General features: G+C 71.5%; 15 protein-coding genes. 1 reads left to right on the top strand and 14 read right to left on the bottom strand.

Annotated features, from left to right (window positions below; genetic code table 11):
- Positions 1–174 precede the first annotated feature (174 nt).
- The 14 genes from ACFW9D_RS30890 to pyrR all read right to left on the bottom strand — a co-directional run bounded on the left by ACFW9D_RS30890 (position 175) and on the right by pyrR (position 17,010).
- Positions 175–2,319 carry a primosomal protein N' gene (locus tag ACFW9D_RS30890; protein WP_384627328.1) on the bottom strand — a complete coding sequence of 715 codons (2,145 nt, stop codon included), beginning with the start codon at positions 2,317–2,319 and terminating at the stop codon, positions 175–177.
- Positions 2,320–2,446: 127 nt separating this feature from the next.
- Entirely contained in the window at positions 2,447–3,655 is a 1,209-nt protein-coding gene (gene metK / locus ACFW9D_RS30885; RefSeq protein WP_188340038.1) for a methionine adenosyltransferase, read from the bottom strand.
- Between the two features lie 211 nt (positions 3,656–3,866).
- On the bottom strand, positions 3,867–5,138 hold the full coding sequence (gene coaBC / locus ACFW9D_RS30880; RefSeq protein ID WP_384627322.1) for a bifunctional phosphopantothenoylcysteine decarboxylase/phosphopantothenate--cysteine ligase CoaBC: 1,272 nt from the start codon (positions 5,136–5,138) through the stop codon (positions 3,867–3,869).
- 60 nt (positions 5,139–5,198) lie between these two features.
- On the bottom strand, positions 5,199–5,471 hold the full coding sequence (rpoZ, locus tag ACFW9D_RS30875; RefSeq protein ID WP_005319902.1) for a DNA-directed RNA polymerase subunit omega: 273 nt from the start codon (positions 5,469–5,471) through the stop codon (positions 5,199–5,201).
- Positions 5,472–5,531: 60 nt separating this feature from the next.
- The gene (gene gmk, locus ACFW9D_RS30870) at positions 5,532–6,125 is read right to left on the bottom strand and encodes a guanylate kinase (protein WP_188340036.1); all 594 of its coding nucleotides are present in this window, start codon (positions 6,123–6,125) and stop codon (positions 5,532–5,534) included.
- 61 nt (positions 6,126–6,186) lie between these two features.
- Positions 6,187–6,510 carry an integration host factor gene (locus ACFW9D_RS30865; RefSeq protein ID WP_026246651.1) on the bottom strand — a complete coding sequence of 108 codons (324 nt, stop codon included), beginning with the start codon at positions 6,508–6,510 and terminating at the stop codon, positions 6,187–6,189.
- A gap of 309 nt (positions 6,511–6,819) precedes the next feature.
- Positions 6,820–7,668, bottom strand: a complete 849-nt coding sequence (pyrF, locus tag ACFW9D_RS30860; RefSeq protein ID WP_384627318.1) for an orotidine-5'-phosphate decarboxylase — start codon at positions 7,666–7,668, stop codon at positions 6,820–6,822.
- Complete coding sequence (locus ACFW9D_RS30855) at positions 7,665–8,768, bottom strand: quinone-dependent dihydroorotate dehydrogenase (RefSeq protein WP_384627315.1); 1,104 nt, start codon at positions 8,766–8,768, stop codon at positions 7,665–7,667. Before ACFW9D_RS30855 ends, pyrF begins: the two co-directional genes overlap by 4 nt.
- A 257-nt stretch (positions 8,769–9,025) precedes the next feature.
- Positions 9,026–12,334, bottom strand: a complete 3,309-nt coding sequence (carB, locus tag ACFW9D_RS30850; RefSeq protein ID WP_384627313.1) for a carbamoyl-phosphate synthase large subunit — start codon at positions 12,332–12,334, stop codon at positions 9,026–9,028.
- Positions 12,327–13,466, bottom strand: coding sequence for a glutamine-hydrolyzing carbamoyl-phosphate synthase small subunit (gene carA / locus ACFW9D_RS30845; protein ID WP_384627310.1), 1,140 nt, complete (start codon positions 13,464–13,466; stop codon positions 12,327–12,329). Before carA ends, carB begins: the two co-directional genes overlap by 8 nt.
- A complete protein-coding gene (locus ACFW9D_RS30840) occupies positions 13,463–14,056 on the bottom strand; it encodes a hypothetical protein (RefSeq protein WP_223206205.1) in 594 nt (197 codons plus the stop codon). The genes carA and ACFW9D_RS30840 overlap by 4 nt, the downstream gene beginning before the upstream one ends.
- Complete coding sequence (locus tag ACFW9D_RS30835) at positions 14,053–15,339, bottom strand: dihydroorotase (protein WP_188340031.1); 1,287 nt, start codon at positions 15,337–15,339, stop codon at positions 14,053–14,055. Before ACFW9D_RS30835 ends, ACFW9D_RS30840 begins: the two co-directional genes overlap by 4 nt.
- A gap of 2 nt (positions 15,340–15,341) precedes the next feature.
- Complete coding sequence (locus tag ACFW9D_RS30830) at positions 15,342–16,322, bottom strand: aspartate carbamoyltransferase catalytic subunit (RefSeq protein WP_188340030.1); 981 nt, start codon at positions 16,320–16,322, stop codon at positions 15,342–15,344.
- A 115-nt stretch (positions 16,323–16,437) separates the two neighbouring features.
- Positions 16,438–17,010: a bifunctional pyr operon transcriptional regulator/uracil phosphoribosyltransferase PyrR gene (gene pyrR, locus ACFW9D_RS30825; protein WP_384627305.1), complete on the bottom strand. Its 573-nt coding sequence runs from the start codon at positions 17,008–17,010 to the stop codon at positions 16,438–16,440.
- 254 nt (positions 17,011–17,264) lie between these two features.
- On the opposite strand from pyrR, the gene bldD reads away from it, so the two are divergent.
- The gene (gene bldD / locus ACFW9D_RS30820; RefSeq protein WP_093894511.1) at positions 17,265–17,765 is read left to right on the top strand and encodes a transcriptional regulator BldD; all 501 of its coding nucleotides are present in this window, start codon (positions 17,265–17,267) and stop codon (positions 17,763–17,765) included.
- Positions 17,766–17,809 lie beyond the last annotated feature (44 nt).

The following is a 17,809-nucleotide window of genomic DNA, read 5'->3' as shown; positions in this document are numbered from 1 at the left end:
GCCCCCCCCGCGCCCGCGGGGCCTCCCCCTCTTGGCCCCCCCCCCCTTCGTCCAGGCGGCGCGCCCGAAGGGCATGCACCTCATGGACGCGGGACTGTGTCTTTCAGCGGCTCCGCCGCGGGGCGCGACGAGACCCCACCGGGCCCGCAGCGGAAACGCGTCCGCACTGCCCACTCACCCGATGTCCGGCGGATCGATCCGCACCCGCACCGGATCCGTCCCGGCCCCCCGGGCCATCCGCGCCGCCTGAGCCCGCTTCAGGGCCCCTGCCAGGGCCGCCCCGCTCCCCGGCGGCACCCGGACGAGCGCCCGCTCCCCCGCAGGCTCGACGCCCCGCCGCGGCCCACCGGGCTCGACGACGGGCACCGGCCCCAACACCTCGGCGTCGCCGGGCAGTTCCACCGCCCGCAGGAAGTCGGCGAGCGCCTCCGGCGTCCCGCTGACCGAGGCCATCCGGGACACCGGTGGAAAGCCCAGCTCGGCCCGGTCAGCGAGCTCCCGCACCGCGTGCCCCACCGGATCCCAGCGGACCAGCGCCTGCACGGGCCGCAGCGTCGGCTCGGCCACGACGACGACCGTGCCGCCCGCCTCCTGCGGCCGCACCAGCGAGGCCGCGGCGATCCAGCGCCGCAGCGCGTCCTCGCCCGCGCGCAGATCGGGCCGCCCGAGCATGGCCCAGCCGTCGAGCAGCAGCGCGGCCGCGTACCCGCCCTCGGCGACGGGCTCCGCGCCGGGCGTGCTGACGACGAGCGCGGGCCCGGCGGACACCGTGTCGAGCACCTGCTCCCGCCCCGAGGTCCGCACGGGTACGGAGGGGAAGGCGCGGCCCAGCTCCTCGGCGGTGCGCCGCGCGCCGACCACCTGGGCCCGCAGCCGGTTGCCGCCGCACTCGGCGCAGTGCCAGTTGGCCTCCTCGCGGCCGCACCACGAGCAGGCCAGGCCCCCGGTCGCCTCCCGCGCCTCGAGCGGGCCCGCGCAGTGGCGGCAGCGGGCGGGTTCACGGCAGCGCTGGCAGGCGAGCCGGGGCACGTATCCGCGCCGCGGCACCTGGACCAGGACCGGCCCGTCGCGCAGCGCGGTGCGCGCCACCTCCCAGGCCACGCTGGGCAGTCGTGCCGCGCGCGCTGCCTCGTCCCGCGCGAGGTCCAGGTCGCCGACGGTCCGCACCCGGGGCGCCGTCCGCCGGACCTGTTCGCGCGGGGCCGCGATCGCCGCCGCCCAGCCGCTGCGCACCAGCTGCGCCGCCTCGACGGTGCAGCTCCAACTCCCGAGCAGAAAGGCGCACTTGTCCCGCCCGGCCCGCAGTTCGAGCACCTCCCGGACATGCGGGAAGGGCGCGTGGTCGTCGCTGTGGTGCGCGTCCCCGTCGTCCCAGACCACGACCAGGCCCGGATTCCGGACGGGGGCGAACATCGCGGCCCGGGTCCCGACCACGGCCCGCACCGCCCCGCGGCGTACGGCGAGCCATTCCGAGTAGCGCCGCTGCTGTCCCGCCTCGGAGGTCAGCAGCGCGTGCTGTCCCTCGCCCAACTGCTCGCGCAGCGCGGCGTCGACGCGGGCGGCGAGCCGCACGGTCGGCACGACGACGAGCGCGCCGCGCCCCGACGCGAGGGTCGCGCGCACGGCCCGGGCGATCTCGTCGGCCCACTCGGGTCCGGGCAGTGCGGTCCACACGGCGCGCGGGGCGCCGCCCGAGGCGAGCGAGGCGAGAAAGCCGGCCCCGCGCTCGTACCGCTGCCAGGATCCGGGCTCGGGTGCGGTCGGCGGGGCGGGCGGCTCGGGGAACGTCCGGGCCTCCGCCTTGGCGTGCCGGGGCGGTATCGCGAGCTGGAGCACGTCGGCGAGGCTGCCGGCGTACCGGTCGGCGACGGCCCGGGTCAGTCCGAGCAGTTCCTCGTCGAGCACCGGCTCCGGCGACAGGACCTGGGCGAGCGCGGCCAGCGGGCCCTGGTACTCGGCCTCGGCGACGCGCTCCACGAGGTACCCGTCGATCAGCCCGCCGCCCTCGCGCCGCCCGTCCCGCACGTTCTTGGACCCGGCGCCGAACCGGACCCGTACGCGCACGCCGGGCTGCGCCGCCGCGTCCAGCTCCTCCGGGACGGCGTACTCGAAGTACCGGTCGAGGTGCAGCACGCCCTTGTCGACGAGGACGCGGGCCACGGGCAGTTCCTTGGCCAGCGCGGCTCCCCGCCAGGTCCGCGGCTTGGCCTTCGGCGCCTTGTTCTTGCGCACCGTCTCCCGGATGAACGCGAGCTGCTCCGGCTCGGGGCTGTCGTTCTGGCTGCTCACGCTGCCATTCCTACCAGAGCGCTCGGACATCACCACGGGACCCGAGCCCCCTGCCCGTCCGCGGGCCGGTGGGGGCTGGTCGCACAGCCGAGAACGAAACCGGGGCCAGGCTCCCCCGAAGGGAGAGCCTGGCCCCGGGCCGGCCGAGCTGAAAGACCTACAGGCCCGCGGCCTTGCGCAGGGCGTCCACGCGGTCGGTCTTCTCCCACGTGAAGTCCGGCAGGGCGCGGCCGAAGTGGCCGTACGCCGCCGTCTGGGCGTAGATCGGGCGCAGCAGGTCGAGGTCGCGGATGATCGCGGCGGGGCGCAGGTCGAAGACCTCCGTGATCGCGGCCTCGATCTTGTCCGTGTCGACCGTGTTCGTGCCGAAGGTCTCGACGAAGAGACCGACGGGCTCGGCCTTGCCGATCGCGTACGCGACCTGGACCTCGCAGCGCGAGGCGAGACCCGCGGCCACGACGTTCTTGGCGACCCAGCGCATCGCGTAGGCGGCCGAGCGGTCGACCTTGGACGGGTCCTTGCCCGAGAAGGCGCCGCCACCGTGGCGGGCGTAGCCGCCGTACGTGTCGATGATGATCTTGCGGCCGGTGAGGCCGGCGTCGCCCATCGGGCCGCCGATCTCGAAGCGGCCGGTCGGGTTGACCAGCAGACGGTAGCCGTCGGTCTCCAGCTTGATGCCGTCCTCGACGAGCGCCTTGAGCTCCGGCTCCACGACGAACTCGCGGATGTCGGGGGCGAGCAGCGAGTCGAGGTCGATGTCCGAGGCGTGCTGCGAGGAGACGACGACCGTGTCGAGGCGGACGGCCTTGTCGCCGTCGTACTCGATGGTGACCTGGGTCTTTCCGTCGGGACGCAGGTAGGGGATCGTGCCGTTCTTGCGGACCTCGGAGAGGCGGCGCGACAGGCGGTGCGCGAGGTGGATCGGGAGCGGCATGAGCTCCGGCGTCTCGTCGCACGCGTAACCGAACATCAGGCCCTGGTCGCCCGCGCCCTGCTTGTCGAGCTCGTCGTCGTCACCCTCGACGCGCTTCTCGTACGCCGTGTCGACGCCCTGCGCGATGTCGGGCGACTGCGAGCCGATGGAGACCGAGACGCCGCAGGACGCGCCGTCGAAGCCCTTCTTCGACGAGTCGTAGCCGATCTCGAGGATCTTCTCGCGCACGAGCTGCGCGATCGGCGCGTACGCCTTGGTGGTCACCTCGCCGGCCACGTGCACCAGGCCGGTGGTGATCAGCGTCTCGACGGCGACGCGGGACGTGGGGTCCTCGCGCAGCAGCGCGTCGAGAATGGTGTCGCTGATCTGGTCAGCGATCTTGTCGGGGTGACCCTCGGTCACGGACTCCGAGGTGAACAGGCGACGGGACACAACGCTCCCTGTGGTTGCAGCGGCTGCTGGCTGATCATTGACGGACGGCCGGGGGCTGCGCCTGGCGTCGTCCGAGAACAGTTTATCGGTCGGGCTCGGCTGCCGGGTCACGCGTCTCGCCCCTTGGGAGGGCTGTGACCTGCGACACCGCATTGTCCGACACGAGGATCGGTCTCCGGAAGGGTACCGGTCGAGCGTGAATCCGGCGCCCCTACTCGCGCGGATCGGCGTGTGCGGGCGTCACGCGGCGCACGACCTCGTCCCAGATCCGGTCCGCGAGAGCCTCCTTCGGGCCGTACGGGACGGGGGTCTCGGCGCCGTCCGAGCCGAGGATCACGGCCTCGTTCTCCTCGGAGCCGAAGGTCTTGCGCTCCCCCACCTCGTTGACGACCAGCAGGTCACAGCCCTTGCGAGCGAGTTTGGCGCGGCCGTTGGCGAGGACGTCGTCGGTCTCGGCGGCGAAGCCGACGACGATCTGGCCGGGGCGGGCCCGCTCGGCGGAGATCTCCGCGAGGATGTCGGGGTTGCGGACCAGCTCGACGGTCGGCGCTCCGCTGTCGCCCTGCTTCTTGATCTTGCCGGGCGCGTAGACGGCGGGGCGGAAGTCGGCGACGGCGGCGGCCATGACGACCGCGTCGGCGTCGGCGGCGGCCTTGAGGACCGCCTCGCGCAGCTGCACGGCGGTGCCGACGTGGACGACGTCGACGCCGGCCGGGTCGGGCAGCTCCGCGTTGGCGGAGAGCAGGGTGACGCGGGCGCCGCGGGCGGCCGCGGTGCGGGCGAGCGCGTAGCCCTGCTTGCCGGAGGAGCGGTTGCCGAGGAAGCGGACCGGGTCGAGGGGCTCGCGGGTGCCGCCGGCACTGACGACGACGTGGGTGCCGGCCAGGTCGGTGGTGGCCGCGGCGGCGCCGCGGGCCAGGACCCGGCGCACGTACTCGAAGACCTCGACAGGGTCGGGGAAGCGGCCCTTGCCGGTGTCGACGCCGGTGAGGCGGCCGACGGCGGGCTCGATGACGAGGGCGCCGCGGCGGCGCAGCGTCGCGACGTTCTCCTGGGTGGCGGGGTGCTCCCACATCTCGGTGTGCATGGCGGGCGCGAAGACGACCGGACAGCGGGCGGTGAGGAGCGTGTTGGTGAGGAGGTCGTCGGCGAGGCCGTGGGCGGCCTTGGCGAGCATGTCGGCGGTGGCGGGGGCCACGATCACGAGGTCGGCGTGCTGGCCGATGCGCACGTGGGGGACCTCGTGGACGGAGTCCCAGACCTCGGTGGAGACCGGGTTGCCGGACAGGGCCGACCAGGTCGCGGCGCCGACGAAGTGCAGTGCGGAGTCGGTGGGGACGACGCGGACGTCGTGCCCGGACTCGGTGAGCCTGCGCAGCAGCTCGCACGCCTTGTAGGCGGCGATGCCACCGCTGACTCCCAGTACGACCTTCGGCTTCGACGACACCGCTTCTCCCCTGGCTCCGGAAACGTACGACTCCATGACACACCACAGGCCCGGCAGTCGTACTGCCGGGCCTGGGATGACGACGAAAAACGGGTGTTACTGAGCCGGGCCCTCGATGGCCTCGGACGTCAGCAGGCCCGCGTTGATCTCGCGCAGGGCGATCGACAGGGGCTTCTCGTGGACGTGGGTGTCGACGAGCGGGCCGACGTACTCGAGCAGGCCCTCACCGAGCTGGGAGTAGTACGCGTTGATCTGACGCGCGCGCTTGGCGGCGTAGATGACCAGGCTGTACTTCGAGTCGGTCGCTTCGAGCAGCTCATCAATCGGCGGGTTGATGATGCCCTCGGGCGCGGTGATGGAAGAGGACACTCTCTGCCTTCCGATGGGGGACCGGGACGGGGTCCCGGCTGGGTTGAACCAGGGTAAAGATCAAAGAACCTTCATCAAGGCTAGCAGCTCGCGCGCTACGTCCTCGACGGAGGTGTTGACAAGGGTCGTGTCGAACTCGGCCTCGGCGGCGAGCTCGACCTTGGCGGCCTCGAGCCGGCGCTCGATGACCTCGGGCGCCTCGGTGCCGCGGCCGGTGAGCCGGCGGACCAGCTCCTCCCAGCTCGGCGGGGCGAGGAACACGAGCTGGGCCTCGGGCATCGACTCGCGGACCAGGCGTGCGCCCTGGAGGTCGATCTCGAGCAGCACCGGCTCGCCCGCTTCGAGGCGGTCGAGGACGGCGCTGCGCGGGGTCCCGTAGCGGTTCCCCGCGAACTCGGCCCACTCGAGGAGCTCGCCGTTGGCGATCAGCTTGTCCATCTCCTCGTCGGTGACGAAGAAATAGTGGACACCGTGCTTCTCGCCGGGGCGCGGCTTGCGGGTCGTCGCCGACACCGAGAGCCAGACCTCGGGGTGTTCCTTGCGCATATGGGCGACGACCGTGCTCTTGCCGACCCCGGAGGGGCCGGAGAGCACGGTCAGCCGCGGACGTACGTCCGGGGGCTCGGGGGTCGTCCCCCGGGATGTTGCAGCCATGCAGCGATTATTCCAGTTGTTCCGGAGTGCCGGGACCAGCCCCCGGGGGCCGGTTCGCCACTCAGGCGCCGGTGCTGCCGAACTCGCGCTCCAGGGAGGCGATCTGGTTGGAGCCGAGACCTCGCACACGGCGGGATTCGGAGATCCCGAGACGCTCCATGATCTGCTTGGCGCGGACCTTGCCCACGCCCGGCAGGGACTCGAGCAGGGCGGAGACCTTCATCTTGCCGATGACGTCGTTCTCCTGGCCCTGCTTGATGACCTCGTGAAGCGAGGCGCCGGAGTGCTTGAGTCGATTCTTAACCTCGGCCCGCTCCCGGCGAGCCGCGGCGGCCTTTTCGAGCGCGGCTGCGCGCTGTTCAGGGGTAAGGGGCGGAAGAGCCACGCCTACGTCACCTCGGATGTCGAACTGTCGGATACGGACCGGTGCGGGACCTGAGCGCCCCTCACCAGGTGAGCTACGAGCGGCGCGGCCGGCCGCGGTCACCCGTTCACTCCCGACGGAGACTAGCGGCCATGGCCGCCAGAGTCAGCGAGAACAGCGGAAAAGTCCTGGTCAGACTCGCGAAGGCTGGACATTTCGGGCAAAACAACCGGGAAATCGGCCCGGATGTCCGGGCAAAGACAAAGGTCGGCACGGAGTGCCACCCCTCTCGGGGTGCCGTACCGACCCTCATCAGGGTTTCCGGTGACGTCAGACGGCGCCCGCGACCGCCTCGCGGACCTCGTCCGCGAACCGCACGGCCGCGTCCCGCAGCGCGGCGACCGAGGGACCGGCCTTCAGGACGCCGCGGCTGACGTTCGGCACCACGTTGCGCACGGCCGCGCCGAAGACCGCCGGGAGGTCGGCGGCGGTGGCACCCTGCGCACCGATGCCGGGCGCGAGGAGCGGTCCGTTGATGTCCAGCTCGTACGAGGACAGGTCGCCCAGGGTCGCGCCGACGACCGCGCCGAAGGAGCCCATCGGGGTCTCCCCCGCGTTCTCGCCGGCCAGGTGCGCCAGCATCGTCGCGCCGACGTTGCGCCCGTCCGCGCGGACCGCGTGCTGCACCTCGCCGCCCTCGGGGTTCGAGGTGAGGGCGAGGACGAACAGGCCCGCGCCGGACTCGCGCGCGAGGTCCACGGCCGGCTTCAGCGACCCGTAGCCGAGGTACGGCGACACGGTCAGGGCGTCCGAGTACAGCGGGGAGTCCTTGTGCAGGAAGGTCTCGGCGTACGCGGCCATGGTCGAGCCGATGTCGCCGCGCTTGGCGTCCATGACCACGAGCGTGCCCGCGGCGCGCAGGTCGGCGACGGCCCGCTCCAGGACCGCGACGCCGCGCGAGCCGAACCGCTCGAAGAACGCCATCTGCGGCTTCACCACGGCGACCGTGTCGGCCAGCGCCTCGACCGAGGTCCGCGTGAAGGACTCCAGGCCGGCGATGTCGTCGTTCAGGCCCCAGGAGGAGAGCAGCGCGGCGTGCGGGTCGATGCCGACGCAGAGCGGGCCGCGCTCGTCCATGACGCGGCGCAGACGCGCGCCGAAGGGCTCCAGAACGGTCATGCGGACACCTTCTTCACATCGGCGCCGACCGCGTCGGCGAGCGTGGCGTACGGGGAGTTGTTCAGACGGGCGGCGAGGCCCTTGTGGATCGCGCGGGCGTAGAACGGGCCCTCGTAGATGAAGGCGCTGTAGCCCTGCACCAGGGTGGCGCCCGCGAGGATGCGCTGCCAGGCGTCCTCCGCGGTCTCCACGCCGCCGACGCCCACGAGGGTGATCTTGTCGCCCACGCGCGCGTAGAGACGCCTGAGGACCTCCAGGGAGCGTTCCTTGAGGGGCGCGCCGGACAGGCCGCCCGTCTCGTTCACGACGTCGCCCCGGGTCTTGAGGCCCTCGCGGGAGATCGTCGTGTTCGTGGCGATGATGCCGTCCAGGCCCAGCTCGACGGCCAGGTCGGCGACCGCGTCGACGTCCTCGTCGGCCAGGTCGGGGGCGATCTTCACCAGGAGCGGGACGCGGCGCGAGCGCACGGTGCGGTCGGCGGCCTCGCGGACGGCGGCGAGCAGCGGGCGCAGCGCCTCGGTGGCCTGGAGGTTGCGCAGGCCCGGGGTGTTGGGCGAGGAGACGTTGACGACGAGGTAGTCGGCGAAGGCGGCGAGCCGCTCGGTGGACTTCACGTAGTCGCCGACGGCCTCGGCCTCGGGAACGACCTTGGTCTTGCCGATGTTGACGCCCACGGTGGTCCTGAAGACCGGGTTGCGGGAGGCCAGGCGGGCCGCCACGGCGAGGGAGCCCTCGTTGTTGAAGCCCATGCGGTTGATGAGCGCGCGGTCCTGCACGAGGCGGAAGAGGCGCTTCTTCGGGTTGCCGGGCTGCGGCTCGCCGGTGACAGTGCCGATCTCGATGTGGTCGAAGCCGAGCATCGTCATGCCGTCGATCGCGACGGCGTTCTTGTCGAAGCCGGCGGCGAGGCCGAAGGGGCCGTGCATCCGCAGGCCGAGGGCCTCGGTGCGCAGCTCCTTGTAGCGGGGCGCGAGGGCCGCGGCCACGAAGGTGCGCAGGACGGGGGTGCGGGCCGCGAGGCGGATCCAGCGGAAGGCGAGGTAGTGGGCCTTCTCGGGGTCCATGCGCTTGAAGACGAGGTTGAAGAACAGCTTGTACATGGCTGAAGTCCTAGTAGGTGCTCACGAGGCGGTGGGCTCATGAAGAGGGGGACACCGTCCGGTGTCCCCCTCCAGGGCCTGTGTCGGGTTCCCCGTCTGCGCCCCGACGCCCGGCACGCACCCTCGCCGCACGCCGCCCCCGGACAGGTGGCTCCGCCACATGACCGGGAACAGCGCACGCCGAGGGCACGCACCGACCGCCGCTGCGCCTGACCTCCGGCCAGACGACGGGGAACCCGACACAGGCCCTGGGGCTGCTAGTCGCGGGCCGCGGTCAGGTGTTCCGCGTGTTCCTGGAGCGACCGGACGCCCACGTCCCCGTGGTTGAGCGCGTCGATGCCCTGGACCGCGGCGGCGAGCGCCTGCACCGTCGTCAGACAGGGCACGGAGCGGGCCACGGCCGCCGTACGGATGTCGTAGCCGTCGAGGCGGCCGCCGGTGCCGTACGGGGTGTTGACGATGAGGTCGACCTCGCCGTCGTGGATGAGCTGGACGATCGTCTTCTCGCCGTTGGGGCCCTCGCCCTCGGACTGCTTGCGCACGATCTTGGCGTTGATGCCGTTGCGCTTGAGGACCTCGGCGGTGCCGGAGGTGGCGAGGAGCTCGAAGCCGTGGGCGACCAGCTCCCGCGCCGGGAAGATCATCGAGCGCTTGTCGCGGTTGGCGACGGAGATGAACGCGCGGCCCTTGGTGGGCAGCGGGCCGTAGGCGCCGGCCTGCGACTTGGCGTACGCCGTGCCGAAGACCGAGTCGATGCCCATGACCTCGCCGGTGGAGCGCATCTCCGGGCCGAGGACCGTGTCGACGCCGCGGCCGTGGATGTCGCGGAAGCGCGACCACGGCATGACGGCCTCCTTGACGGAGATCGGCGCGTCCATCGGGAGCGTGCCGCCGTCGCCGGTCTTCGGGAGCAGGCCCTCGGCGCGCAGCTCGGCGACGGTGGCGCCGAGCGAGATGCGGGCGGCGGCCTTCGCGAGCGGCACCGCGGTCGCCTTCGAGGTGAAGGGGACGGTGCGCGAGGCGCGCGGGTTGGCCTCCAGGACGTAGAGGATGTCACCCGCCATCGCGAACTGGATGTTGATCAGGCCGCGCACGCCGACGCCCTTGGCGATGGCCTCGGTGGAGGCGCGCAGACGCTTGATGTCGAAGCCGCCGAGTGTGATCGGGGGCAGGGCGCACGCCGAGTCGCCGGAGTGGATGCCGGCCTCCTCGATGTGCTCCATGACGCCGCCGAGGTAGAGCTCGGTGCCGTCGTAGAGGGCGTCGACGTCGATCTCGATCGCGTCGTCCAGGAACCGGTCGACGAGGACCGGGCGGGACGGGCTGATCTCGGTGGACTCCTCGATGTACGAGGACAGGCGGGTCTCGTCGTAGACGATCTCCATGCCGCGGCCGCCGAGCACGTAGGACGGGCGGACGAGGACCGGGTAGCCGATCTCGTCGGCGATGGCCTTGGCCTCGGTGAAGGTGGTCGCGGTGCCGTGCTTGGGCGCGGGCAGGCCGGCCTCGGCGAGCACGCGGCCGAAGGCGCCGCGGTCCTCGGCGGCGTGGATCGCCTCCGGGGAGGTGCCGACGACGGGCACGCCGTTGTCCTTGAGCGCCTGGGCGAGGCCCAGCGGGGTCTGGCCGCCGAGCTGGACGACGACGCCCGCGATCGGGCCCGCGAGGGACTCGGCGTGGACGATCTCGAGGACGTCCTCGAGCGTGAGCGGCTCGAAGTACAGGCGGTCGGAGGTGTCGTAGTCCGTGGACACGGTCTCCGGGTTGCAGTTGACCATCACGGTCTCGTAGCCGGCGTCGCTCAGGGCGAAGGAGGCGTGGACGCAGGAGTAGTCGAACTCGATGCCCTGGCCGATGCGGTTCGGGCCGGAGCCCAGGATGATCACCGCGGGCTTCTCGCGCGGGGCGACCTCGGACTCCTCGTCGTAGGACGAGTAGAAGTACGGGGTCCGCGCGGCGAACTCGGCGGCGCAGGTGTCGACCGTCTTGTAGACCGGGCGGACGCCGAGGGCGTGGCGGACCTCGCGGACGACGTCCTCGCGCAGACCGCGCAGCTCGGCGATCTGGTGGTCGGAGAAGCCGTGCCGCTTGGCCTCCGCGATCAGCTCCTTGGTGAGCTCCGGGGCGGCGGCCAGCTCGTCGGCCGTCTCCTTGATGAGGAAGAGCTGGTCGACGAACCAGGGGTCGATCTTCGTGTACTCGAAGATCTCCTCCGGGGTGGCGCCGGCGCGGATCGCCTCCATGACGGTGTTGATCCGGCCGTCGGTCGGGCGCACGGAGGCTTCGAGAAGCTCCTGCTTGTCGCCGACCGGACCCACGAAGGTGAACTGCGAGCCCTTCTTCTCCAGGGAGCGCAGCGCCTTCTGGAAGGCCTCGGTGAAGTTGCGGCCGATGGCCATGGCCTCGCCGACCGACTTCATGGTGGTGGTCAGCGTGGAGTCGGCGCTCGGGAACTTCTCGAAGGCGAAGCGCGGGGCCTTCACGACCACGTAGTCGAGCGTCGGCTCGAAGGAGGCCGGCGTCTTCTCGGTGATGTCGTTCGGGATCTCGTCCAGCGTGTAGCCGACGGCCAGCTTGGCGGCGATCTTGGCGATCGGGAAGCCGGTGGCCTTGGAGGCGAGCGCGGAGGAGCGGGAGACGCGCGGGTTCATCTCGATGACGATGATGCGGCCGTCGTCGGGGTTGACCGCGAACTGGATGTTGCAGCCGCCGGTGTCGACGCCGACCTCGCGGATGATCGCGATGCCGATGTCGCGCAGCCGCTGGTACTCGCGGTCGGTGAGGGTCATCGACGGGGCGACGGTGATCGAGTCACCGGTGTGCACGCCCATCGGGTCGAAGTTCTCGATGGAGCAGACGACCACGACGTTGTCGTTCTTGTCGCGCATCAGCTCCAGCTCGTACTCCTTCCAGCCGAGGATGGACTCCTCCAGGAGCACCTCGGTGGTCGGGGAGAGCGTGAGGCCCTGGCCGGCGATGCGGCGCAGCTCCTCCTCGTCGTGGGCGAAGCCGGAGCCGGCGCCGCCCATGGTGAAGGAGGGGCGCACGACGACGGGGTAGCCGCCGAGGGTGTCGACGCCCTTGAGGACGTCGTCCATGGTGTGGCAGATGACCGAGCGGGCGGACTCGCCGTGGCCGATCTTGCGGCGGACCTCCTCGACGACCTCCTTGAAGAGGTCGCGGTCCTCGCCCTTGTTGATCGCCTCGACGTTGGCGCCGATGAGCTCGACGCCGTACTTCTCGAGGACGCCCTGCTCGTGCATGGAGATGGCCGTGTTGAGGGCCGTCTGACCACCGAGGGTGGGCAGGAGCGCGTCGGGGCGCTCCTTGGCGATGATCTTCTCGACGAACTCGGGGGTGATCGGCTCGACGTACGTGGCGTCGGCGATCTCCGGGTCGGTCATGATCGTCGCCGGGTTGGAGTTGACGAGGATGACCCGCAGGCCCTCGGCGCGCAGGATGCGGCACGCCTGGGTGCCGGAGTAGTCGAACTCGGCGGCCTGGCCGATGACGATCGGGCCGGAGCCGATGACCAGGACGGACTGGATATCGGTGCGCTTAGGCACGCTGGCCCTCCATGAGCTTCACGAAGCGGTCGAACAGGTAGGCGGCGTCGTGCGGACCGGCCGCCGCCTCGGGGTGGTACTGGACGGAGAAGCCCGGCTGGTCGAGCAGCTGCAGGCCCTCCACGACCTCGTCGTTGAGGCACACGTGCGAGACCTCGGCACGGCCGAAGGGGGTGTCGCTCACCTTGTCGAGCGGCGCGTCCACGGCGAAGCCGTGGTTGTGCGCGGTGACCTCGACCTTGCCGGTGGTGCGGTCCTGCACCGGCTGGTTGATGCCGCGGTGGCCGTACTTGAGCTTGTACGTGCCGAAGCCGAGGGCGCGGCCGAGGATCTGGTTGCCGAAGCAGATGCCGAACAGCGGCGTCTTCCGTTCCAGGACGGCGGTCATCAGCGCGACCGGGCCGTCGGCGGTGGCCGGGTCGCCCGGGCCGTTGGAGAAGAACACGCCGTCGGGCTGGACCGCGTACACGTCGTCGGGCGTCGCGGTGGCCGGAAGGACGTGCACCTCGATGCCGCGCTCGGCCATGCGGTGCGGGGTCATGCCCTTGATGCCGAGGTCGATCGCGGCGACGGTGAACTTCTTGTCACCGATCGCGGGGACGACGTACGCCTCCTTGGTGGCGACCTCCTCGTACAGCGAGGCGCCCTTCATGTGCGGCTGGGCCTGCACGCGGGAGACGAGCTCGGCGTCGGTCGCGAGGTGCTCGCCGGAGAAGATGCCGGAGCGCATCGAGCCGCGCTCGCGCAGGTGGCGGGTGAGCGCGCGGGTGTCGATGCCGGAGATGCCGACGATGTTCTGCGCGACCAGCTCGTCGTCCAGGGAGCGCTTGGCGCGCCAGTTGGACGGGATGCGGGCGGGGTCGCGCACGACGTAGCCGGAGACCCAGATGCGGCTCGACTCGTCGTCCTCGTCGTTCCAGCCCGTGTTGCCGATCTGCGGGGCGGTGGCGACCACGATCTGGCGGTCGTACGACGGGTCCGTCAGCGTCTCCTGGTAGCCGGTCATGCCGGTGGAGAACACGGCCTCGCCGAAGGTCTCCCCCACGGCCCCGTAGGCGCGGCCGCGGAAGATGCGGCCGTCCTCCAGGACGAGTACGGCGGGAGCGGCGGCTCCCCGGGTGGAGGTCGTCATCGTGCGGTGCCTTCCGTCGTGATGTGCGTGTCGGTCATGTCGTTGAGGGCGCTGACCCATGCGCCCTGTTCTGCGGCCTGGTCGGAGCGGAACCCGGAGTCGATCAGCTTGTCGCCGTGCGCCCAGGTGACGATCAGCAGACCGCCCTCCGTGAGGACCTTGCCGGCGATGCCCTTGTCGAGCCGGGCGCCGCGCAGCGCGGTCACCGGGACGAAGAAGTCGCTCGCCCCGGGGCGCTCGACCACGAGGCCCGCGTCGGTCAGGGTCAGCTCGACGCGGCTGCGGGTGCCGAGGCCGTGCGCCACGATGCGGTCGAGCCACTGCCCCGCGGTGGTGGAGCCGTGATACCGGCCGCTCATGGTCAGTCTGGGCTCACCCGGGGTTTCCGGCGACTGAGGCAGCGGCGGCAGGTCGCCCTGCAGGGTGCCGCGCCACTTCCAGCCCTGGCGCATCAGCCAGTAGACGAGCGCCACGAAGAGCAGCAGTCCGACGATCCAGCCGATCCGGTCGGGCCAGTCCGTGACGTCCGCCGACTTCTTCTCGGCGGCCAGGCGGACCAGCGGGCTGGCCAGGGGGTGGAGAGGTGTCACGCGAGCTTCCCGTCGGCGAGGGTGGCCTTGCCCCGCAGCCAGGTGTGGGTGACGCGGCCCGGCAGCTCACGGCCCTGGTAGGGCGTGTTGCGGCTGCGGGAGGCGAACCCCGCGGGGTCAACGGCTCCACGGTAGTCCGCGTCGAGCAGCAGCAGGTTGGCCGGCTCGCCTGCCGAGACGGGGCGGCCGTGGCCGGTGGCCTGCCCGATCCGCGCGGGCTTCACGGACATGCGGTCGGCGACGCCGGCCCAGTCGAGCAGACCGGTCTCCACCATCGTCTGCTGGACGACGGACAGCGCGGTCTCCAGGCCCACCATGCCCATGGCGGCGGCGGCCCACTCGCAGTCCTTGTCCTCCTGCGGGTGCGGGGCGTGGTCGGTGGCGACGATGTCGATCGTGCCGTCGGCCAGCGCCTCGCGCAGCGCCATGACGTCCTTCTCGGTGCGCAGCGGCGGGTTGACCTTGTAGACCGGGTTGTACGTGCGGACCATCTCGTCGGTGAGGAGGAGGTGGTGCGGGGTGACCTCGGCGGTGACGTCGATGCCGCGGGACTTGGCCCAGCGGATGATCTCGACGGAGCCGGCCGTGGACAGGTGGCAGATGTGGACGCGGGAGCCGACGTGCTCGGCGAGCAGCACGTCGCGGGCGATGATCGACTCCTCGGCGACGGCGGGCCAGCCGCCGAGGCCCAGCTCCGCGGAGACGGTGCCCTCGTTCATCTCGGCGCCCTCGGTGAGGCGGGGCTCCTGGGCGTGCTGGGCGACGACGCCGCCGAAGGCCTTCACGTACTCCAGGGCGCGGCGCATGATCACGGCGTCGTGGACGCACTTGCCGTCGTCGGAGAAGACGGTGACGCCCGCGGCGGACTCGTGCATGGCGCCGAGCTCGGCGAGCTTGCTGCCCTCGAGGCCGACGGTGACGGCGCCGATGGGCTGCACGTCGCAGTAGCCGTGCTCCTGGCCGAGCCGGTAGACCTGCTCGACGACGCCGGCGGTGTCGGCGACGGGGAAGGTGTTGGCCATGGCGAACACAGAGGTGTAGCCGCCGGAGGCAGCCGCGCGGGTGCCGGTGAGGACGGTCTCGGAGTCCTCGCGGCCGGGCTCGCGCAGGTGGGTGTGCAGGTCGACGAGGCCCGGCAGGAGGATCTTGCCGTCGGCCTCGACGACCTCGGCGCCCTCGGCGGACAGGCCGGTGCCGACCGCCTCGATGACCTCGCCGTCGATCAGCACGTCCTGGGGCTCGCCGCCGAGGACCTTCGCACCGCGGATCAGGATCTTGCTCATGGTTACTTGTTCTCCTCGGTACGAGAGTGGCTGACGGCGGGCTCGTTGCCGCCCAGAAGCAGGTAGAGGACGGCCATCCGGGTGTGGACTCCGTTGGCGACCTGTTCGACGACCGTGCAGCGCTCGGAGTCGGCGACCTCGGCGGTGATCTCCATGCCGCGGACCATCGGGCCGGGGTGCATCACGATGGCGTGCCCGGGAGCCTTGGCCAGGCGCTCGGCGTCCAGGCCGTAGCGGCGGGTGTACTCGCGCTCGGTCGGGAAGAACGCGGCGTTCATGCGCTCGCGCTGGACGCGGAGCATCATCACGGCGTCCGTCTTGGGCAGCGTGGCGTCGAGGTCGTACGAGACCTCGCAGGGCCAGGAGTCGACGCCGACCGGCAGCAGGGTGGGCGGGGCGACCAGGGTGACCTCGGCGCCGAGGGTGTGCAGCAGGTCCACGTTCGACCGGGCGACGCGGCTGTGCAGGATGTCGCCGACGATGGTGACGCGGCGGCCGTCGAGGCCCTGGCCGATGCCGGCGTCGGGGCCGATCAGGCGGCGGCGCATGGTGAACGCGTCGAGCAGCGCCTGGGTGGGGTGCTGGTGGGTGCCGTCGCCCGCGTTGATCACCGGGGCGTCGATCCAGCCGGAGTTCGCGAGGCGGTAGGGGGCGCCGGAGGCGCTGTGCCGGATGACGACGGCGTCGACGCCCATGGCCTCCAGGGTCTGCGCGGTGTCCTTGAGGGACTCGCCCTTGGAGACGCTGGAGCCCTTGGCGGCGAAGTTGATGACGTCGGCGGAGAGGCGCTTCTCGGCGGCCTCGAAGGAGATCCGGGTCCGGGTGGAGTCCTCGAAGAAGAGGTTGCACACGGTGCGGCCGCGCAGGGCGGGCAGCTTCTTGATGGGCCGGTCCGCGACGCGGGCCATCTCCTCGGCGGTGTCGAGGATGAGCACGGCGTCGTCGCGGGTGAGGTCGGCGGCCGAGATGAGGTGTCGCATCATCTGGGGTGCTCCGTAGCGAAGTCAGGAGAAGATCAGGAGATATCGGGGCATTCAGGCGCGCGAGGGCGCACCTTCGCGGACGTACGCCCGCGGGGCGTACGCCGGGTGAAGGTGGCTAGTGCTCGGCTGCCTTGGCGTCCGGCTTGGCACCGAGCAGCACGGCGTCGCGGCCGTCCTCCTCGGCGAGCTGGACCTTGACCGTCTCCCGCAGCGACGTGGGGAGGTTCTTGCCGACGTAGTCGGCACGGATCGGGAGTTCGCGGTGGCCGCGGTCGACGAGGACCGCGAGCTGCACGGCACGCGGACGCCCGATGTCGTTCAGGGCGTCGAGGGCCGCACGGATGGTGCGGCCGGAGAACAGCACGTCGTCGACGAGCACGACCAGCCGGCCGTCGATGCCGGCGGCGGGGATCTCGGTGCGGGCGAGCACGCGCGGCGGGTGCATGCGCAGGTCGTCGCGGTACATCGTGATGTCGAGGGAACCCACAGGGATGGTGCGCCCGGTGACCTCGGCGAGCTTCTCGGCCAGGCGGCGGGCGAGGAAGACACCTCGCGTGGGGATGCCCAGGAGGACCACGTCCTCGGCGCCCTTGGCGCGCTCGACGATCTCGTGGGCGATGCGGGTCAGTACCCGCTCGATGTCAGGGCCTTCGAGAACGGGCCGGGCATCGGTGCTGTTCGTGTCCATAAAAAACGGACCTCCTTCTCCGCCTCACGGGACGGACCTTAAAGGACGTCGAAATTGCGCCACCGAGTCTACCAGCCGCCGAACACCGCTGATCACCCGCCCGGCCCCGCTCTGGAGGTGCGGAAAGCCCGGATTCACGAGAAGGTCGGTACGGACCATTCGGCTTGACGCGGCCAAGTAACGCTGCGTAACCTCACAGTGAGTTACCAGCCACGCGGCGGAGCCGCACAGTGATGCAGTGTCCGGGGAGCTATATGTCCAGCGAATACGCCAAACAGCTCGGGGCCAAGCTCCGTGCGATCCGCACCCAGCAGGGCCTTTCCCTCCACGGCGTCGAGGAGAAGTCCCAGGGACGCTGGAAGGCGGTCGTGGTGGGGTCGTACGAGCGCGGTGACCGCGCCGTGACCGTGCAGCGTCTCGCCGAGCTGGCGGACTTCTACGGCGTCCCGGTGCAGGAGCTGCTGCCGGGCACGACCCCCGGCGGGGCCGCCGAGCCGCCGCCGAAGCTGGTCCTGGACCTGGAGCGGCTGGCCCACGTGCCGCCGGAGAAGGCCGGCCCGCTGCAGCGCTACGCGGCGACGATCCAGTCCCAGCGCGGTGACTACAACGGCAAGGTGCTCTCGATCCGCCAGGACGACCTGCGCACCCTCGCGGTCATCTACGACCAGTCGCCCTCGGTCCTGACCGAGCAGCTGATCAGCTGGGGCGTCCTCGACGCGGATGCGCGTCGCGCGGTGGCCCACGAAGAGGCCTGACCCAGCAGAAACGTCACGGCCCGAGGGGCGGAACCATCCGGTTC

This window comes from Streptomyces sp. NPDC059524, assembly GCF_042749255.1.
Lineage (GTDB): Bacteria > Actinomycetota > Actinomycetes > Streptomycetales > Streptomycetaceae > Streptomyces > Streptomyces xanthii.
Note: the sequence above shows the minus strand (reverse complement) of the source record. Positions and strands in the feature narration are given on the sequence as shown.

What these genes read in the sequence shown, in the direction of transcription:
- carA (WP_384627310.1), bottom strand. Translation starts at nt 13,466, where the DNA reads ATGACGACCTCCACCCGGGGAGCCGCCGCTCCCGCCGTACTCGTCCTG.
- ACFW9D_RS30855 (WP_384627315.1), bottom strand. Translation starts at nt 8,768, where the DNA reads ATGTACAAGCTGTTCTTCAACCTCGTCTTCAAGCGCATGGACCCCGAG.
- coaBC (WP_384627322.1), bottom strand. Translation starts at nt 5,138, where the DNA reads ATGGAGTCGTACGTTTCCGGAGCCAGGGGAGAAGCGGTGTCGTCGAAG.
- pyrF (WP_384627318.1), bottom strand. Translation starts at nt 7,668, where the DNA reads ATGACCGTTCTGGAGCCCTTCGGCGCGCGTCTGCGCCGCGTCATGGAC.
- pyrR (WP_384627305.1), bottom strand. Translation starts at nt 17,010, where the DNA reads ATGGACACGAACAGCACCGATGCCCGGCCCGTTCTCGAAGGCCCTGAC.
- ACFW9D_RS30890 (WP_384627328.1), bottom strand. Translation starts at nt 2,319, where the DNA reads ATGTCCGAGCGCTCTGGTAGGAATGGCAGCGTGAGCAGCCAGAACGAC.
- ACFW9D_RS30830 (WP_188340030.1), bottom strand. Translation starts at nt 16,322, where the DNA reads ATGATGCGACACCTCATCTCGGCCGCCGACCTCACCCGCGACGACGCC.
- bldD (WP_093894511.1), top strand. Translation starts at nt 17,265, where the DNA reads ATGTCCAGCGAATACGCCAAACAGCTCGGGGCCAAGCTCCGTGCGATC.
- gmk (WP_188340036.1), bottom strand. Translation starts at nt 6,125, where the DNA reads ATGGCTGCAACATCCCGGGGGACGACCCCCGAGCCCCCGGACGTACGT.
- ACFW9D_RS30835 (WP_188340031.1), bottom strand. Translation starts at nt 15,339, where the DNA reads ATGAGCAAGATCCTGATCCGCGGTGCGAAGGTCCTCGGCGGCGAGCCC.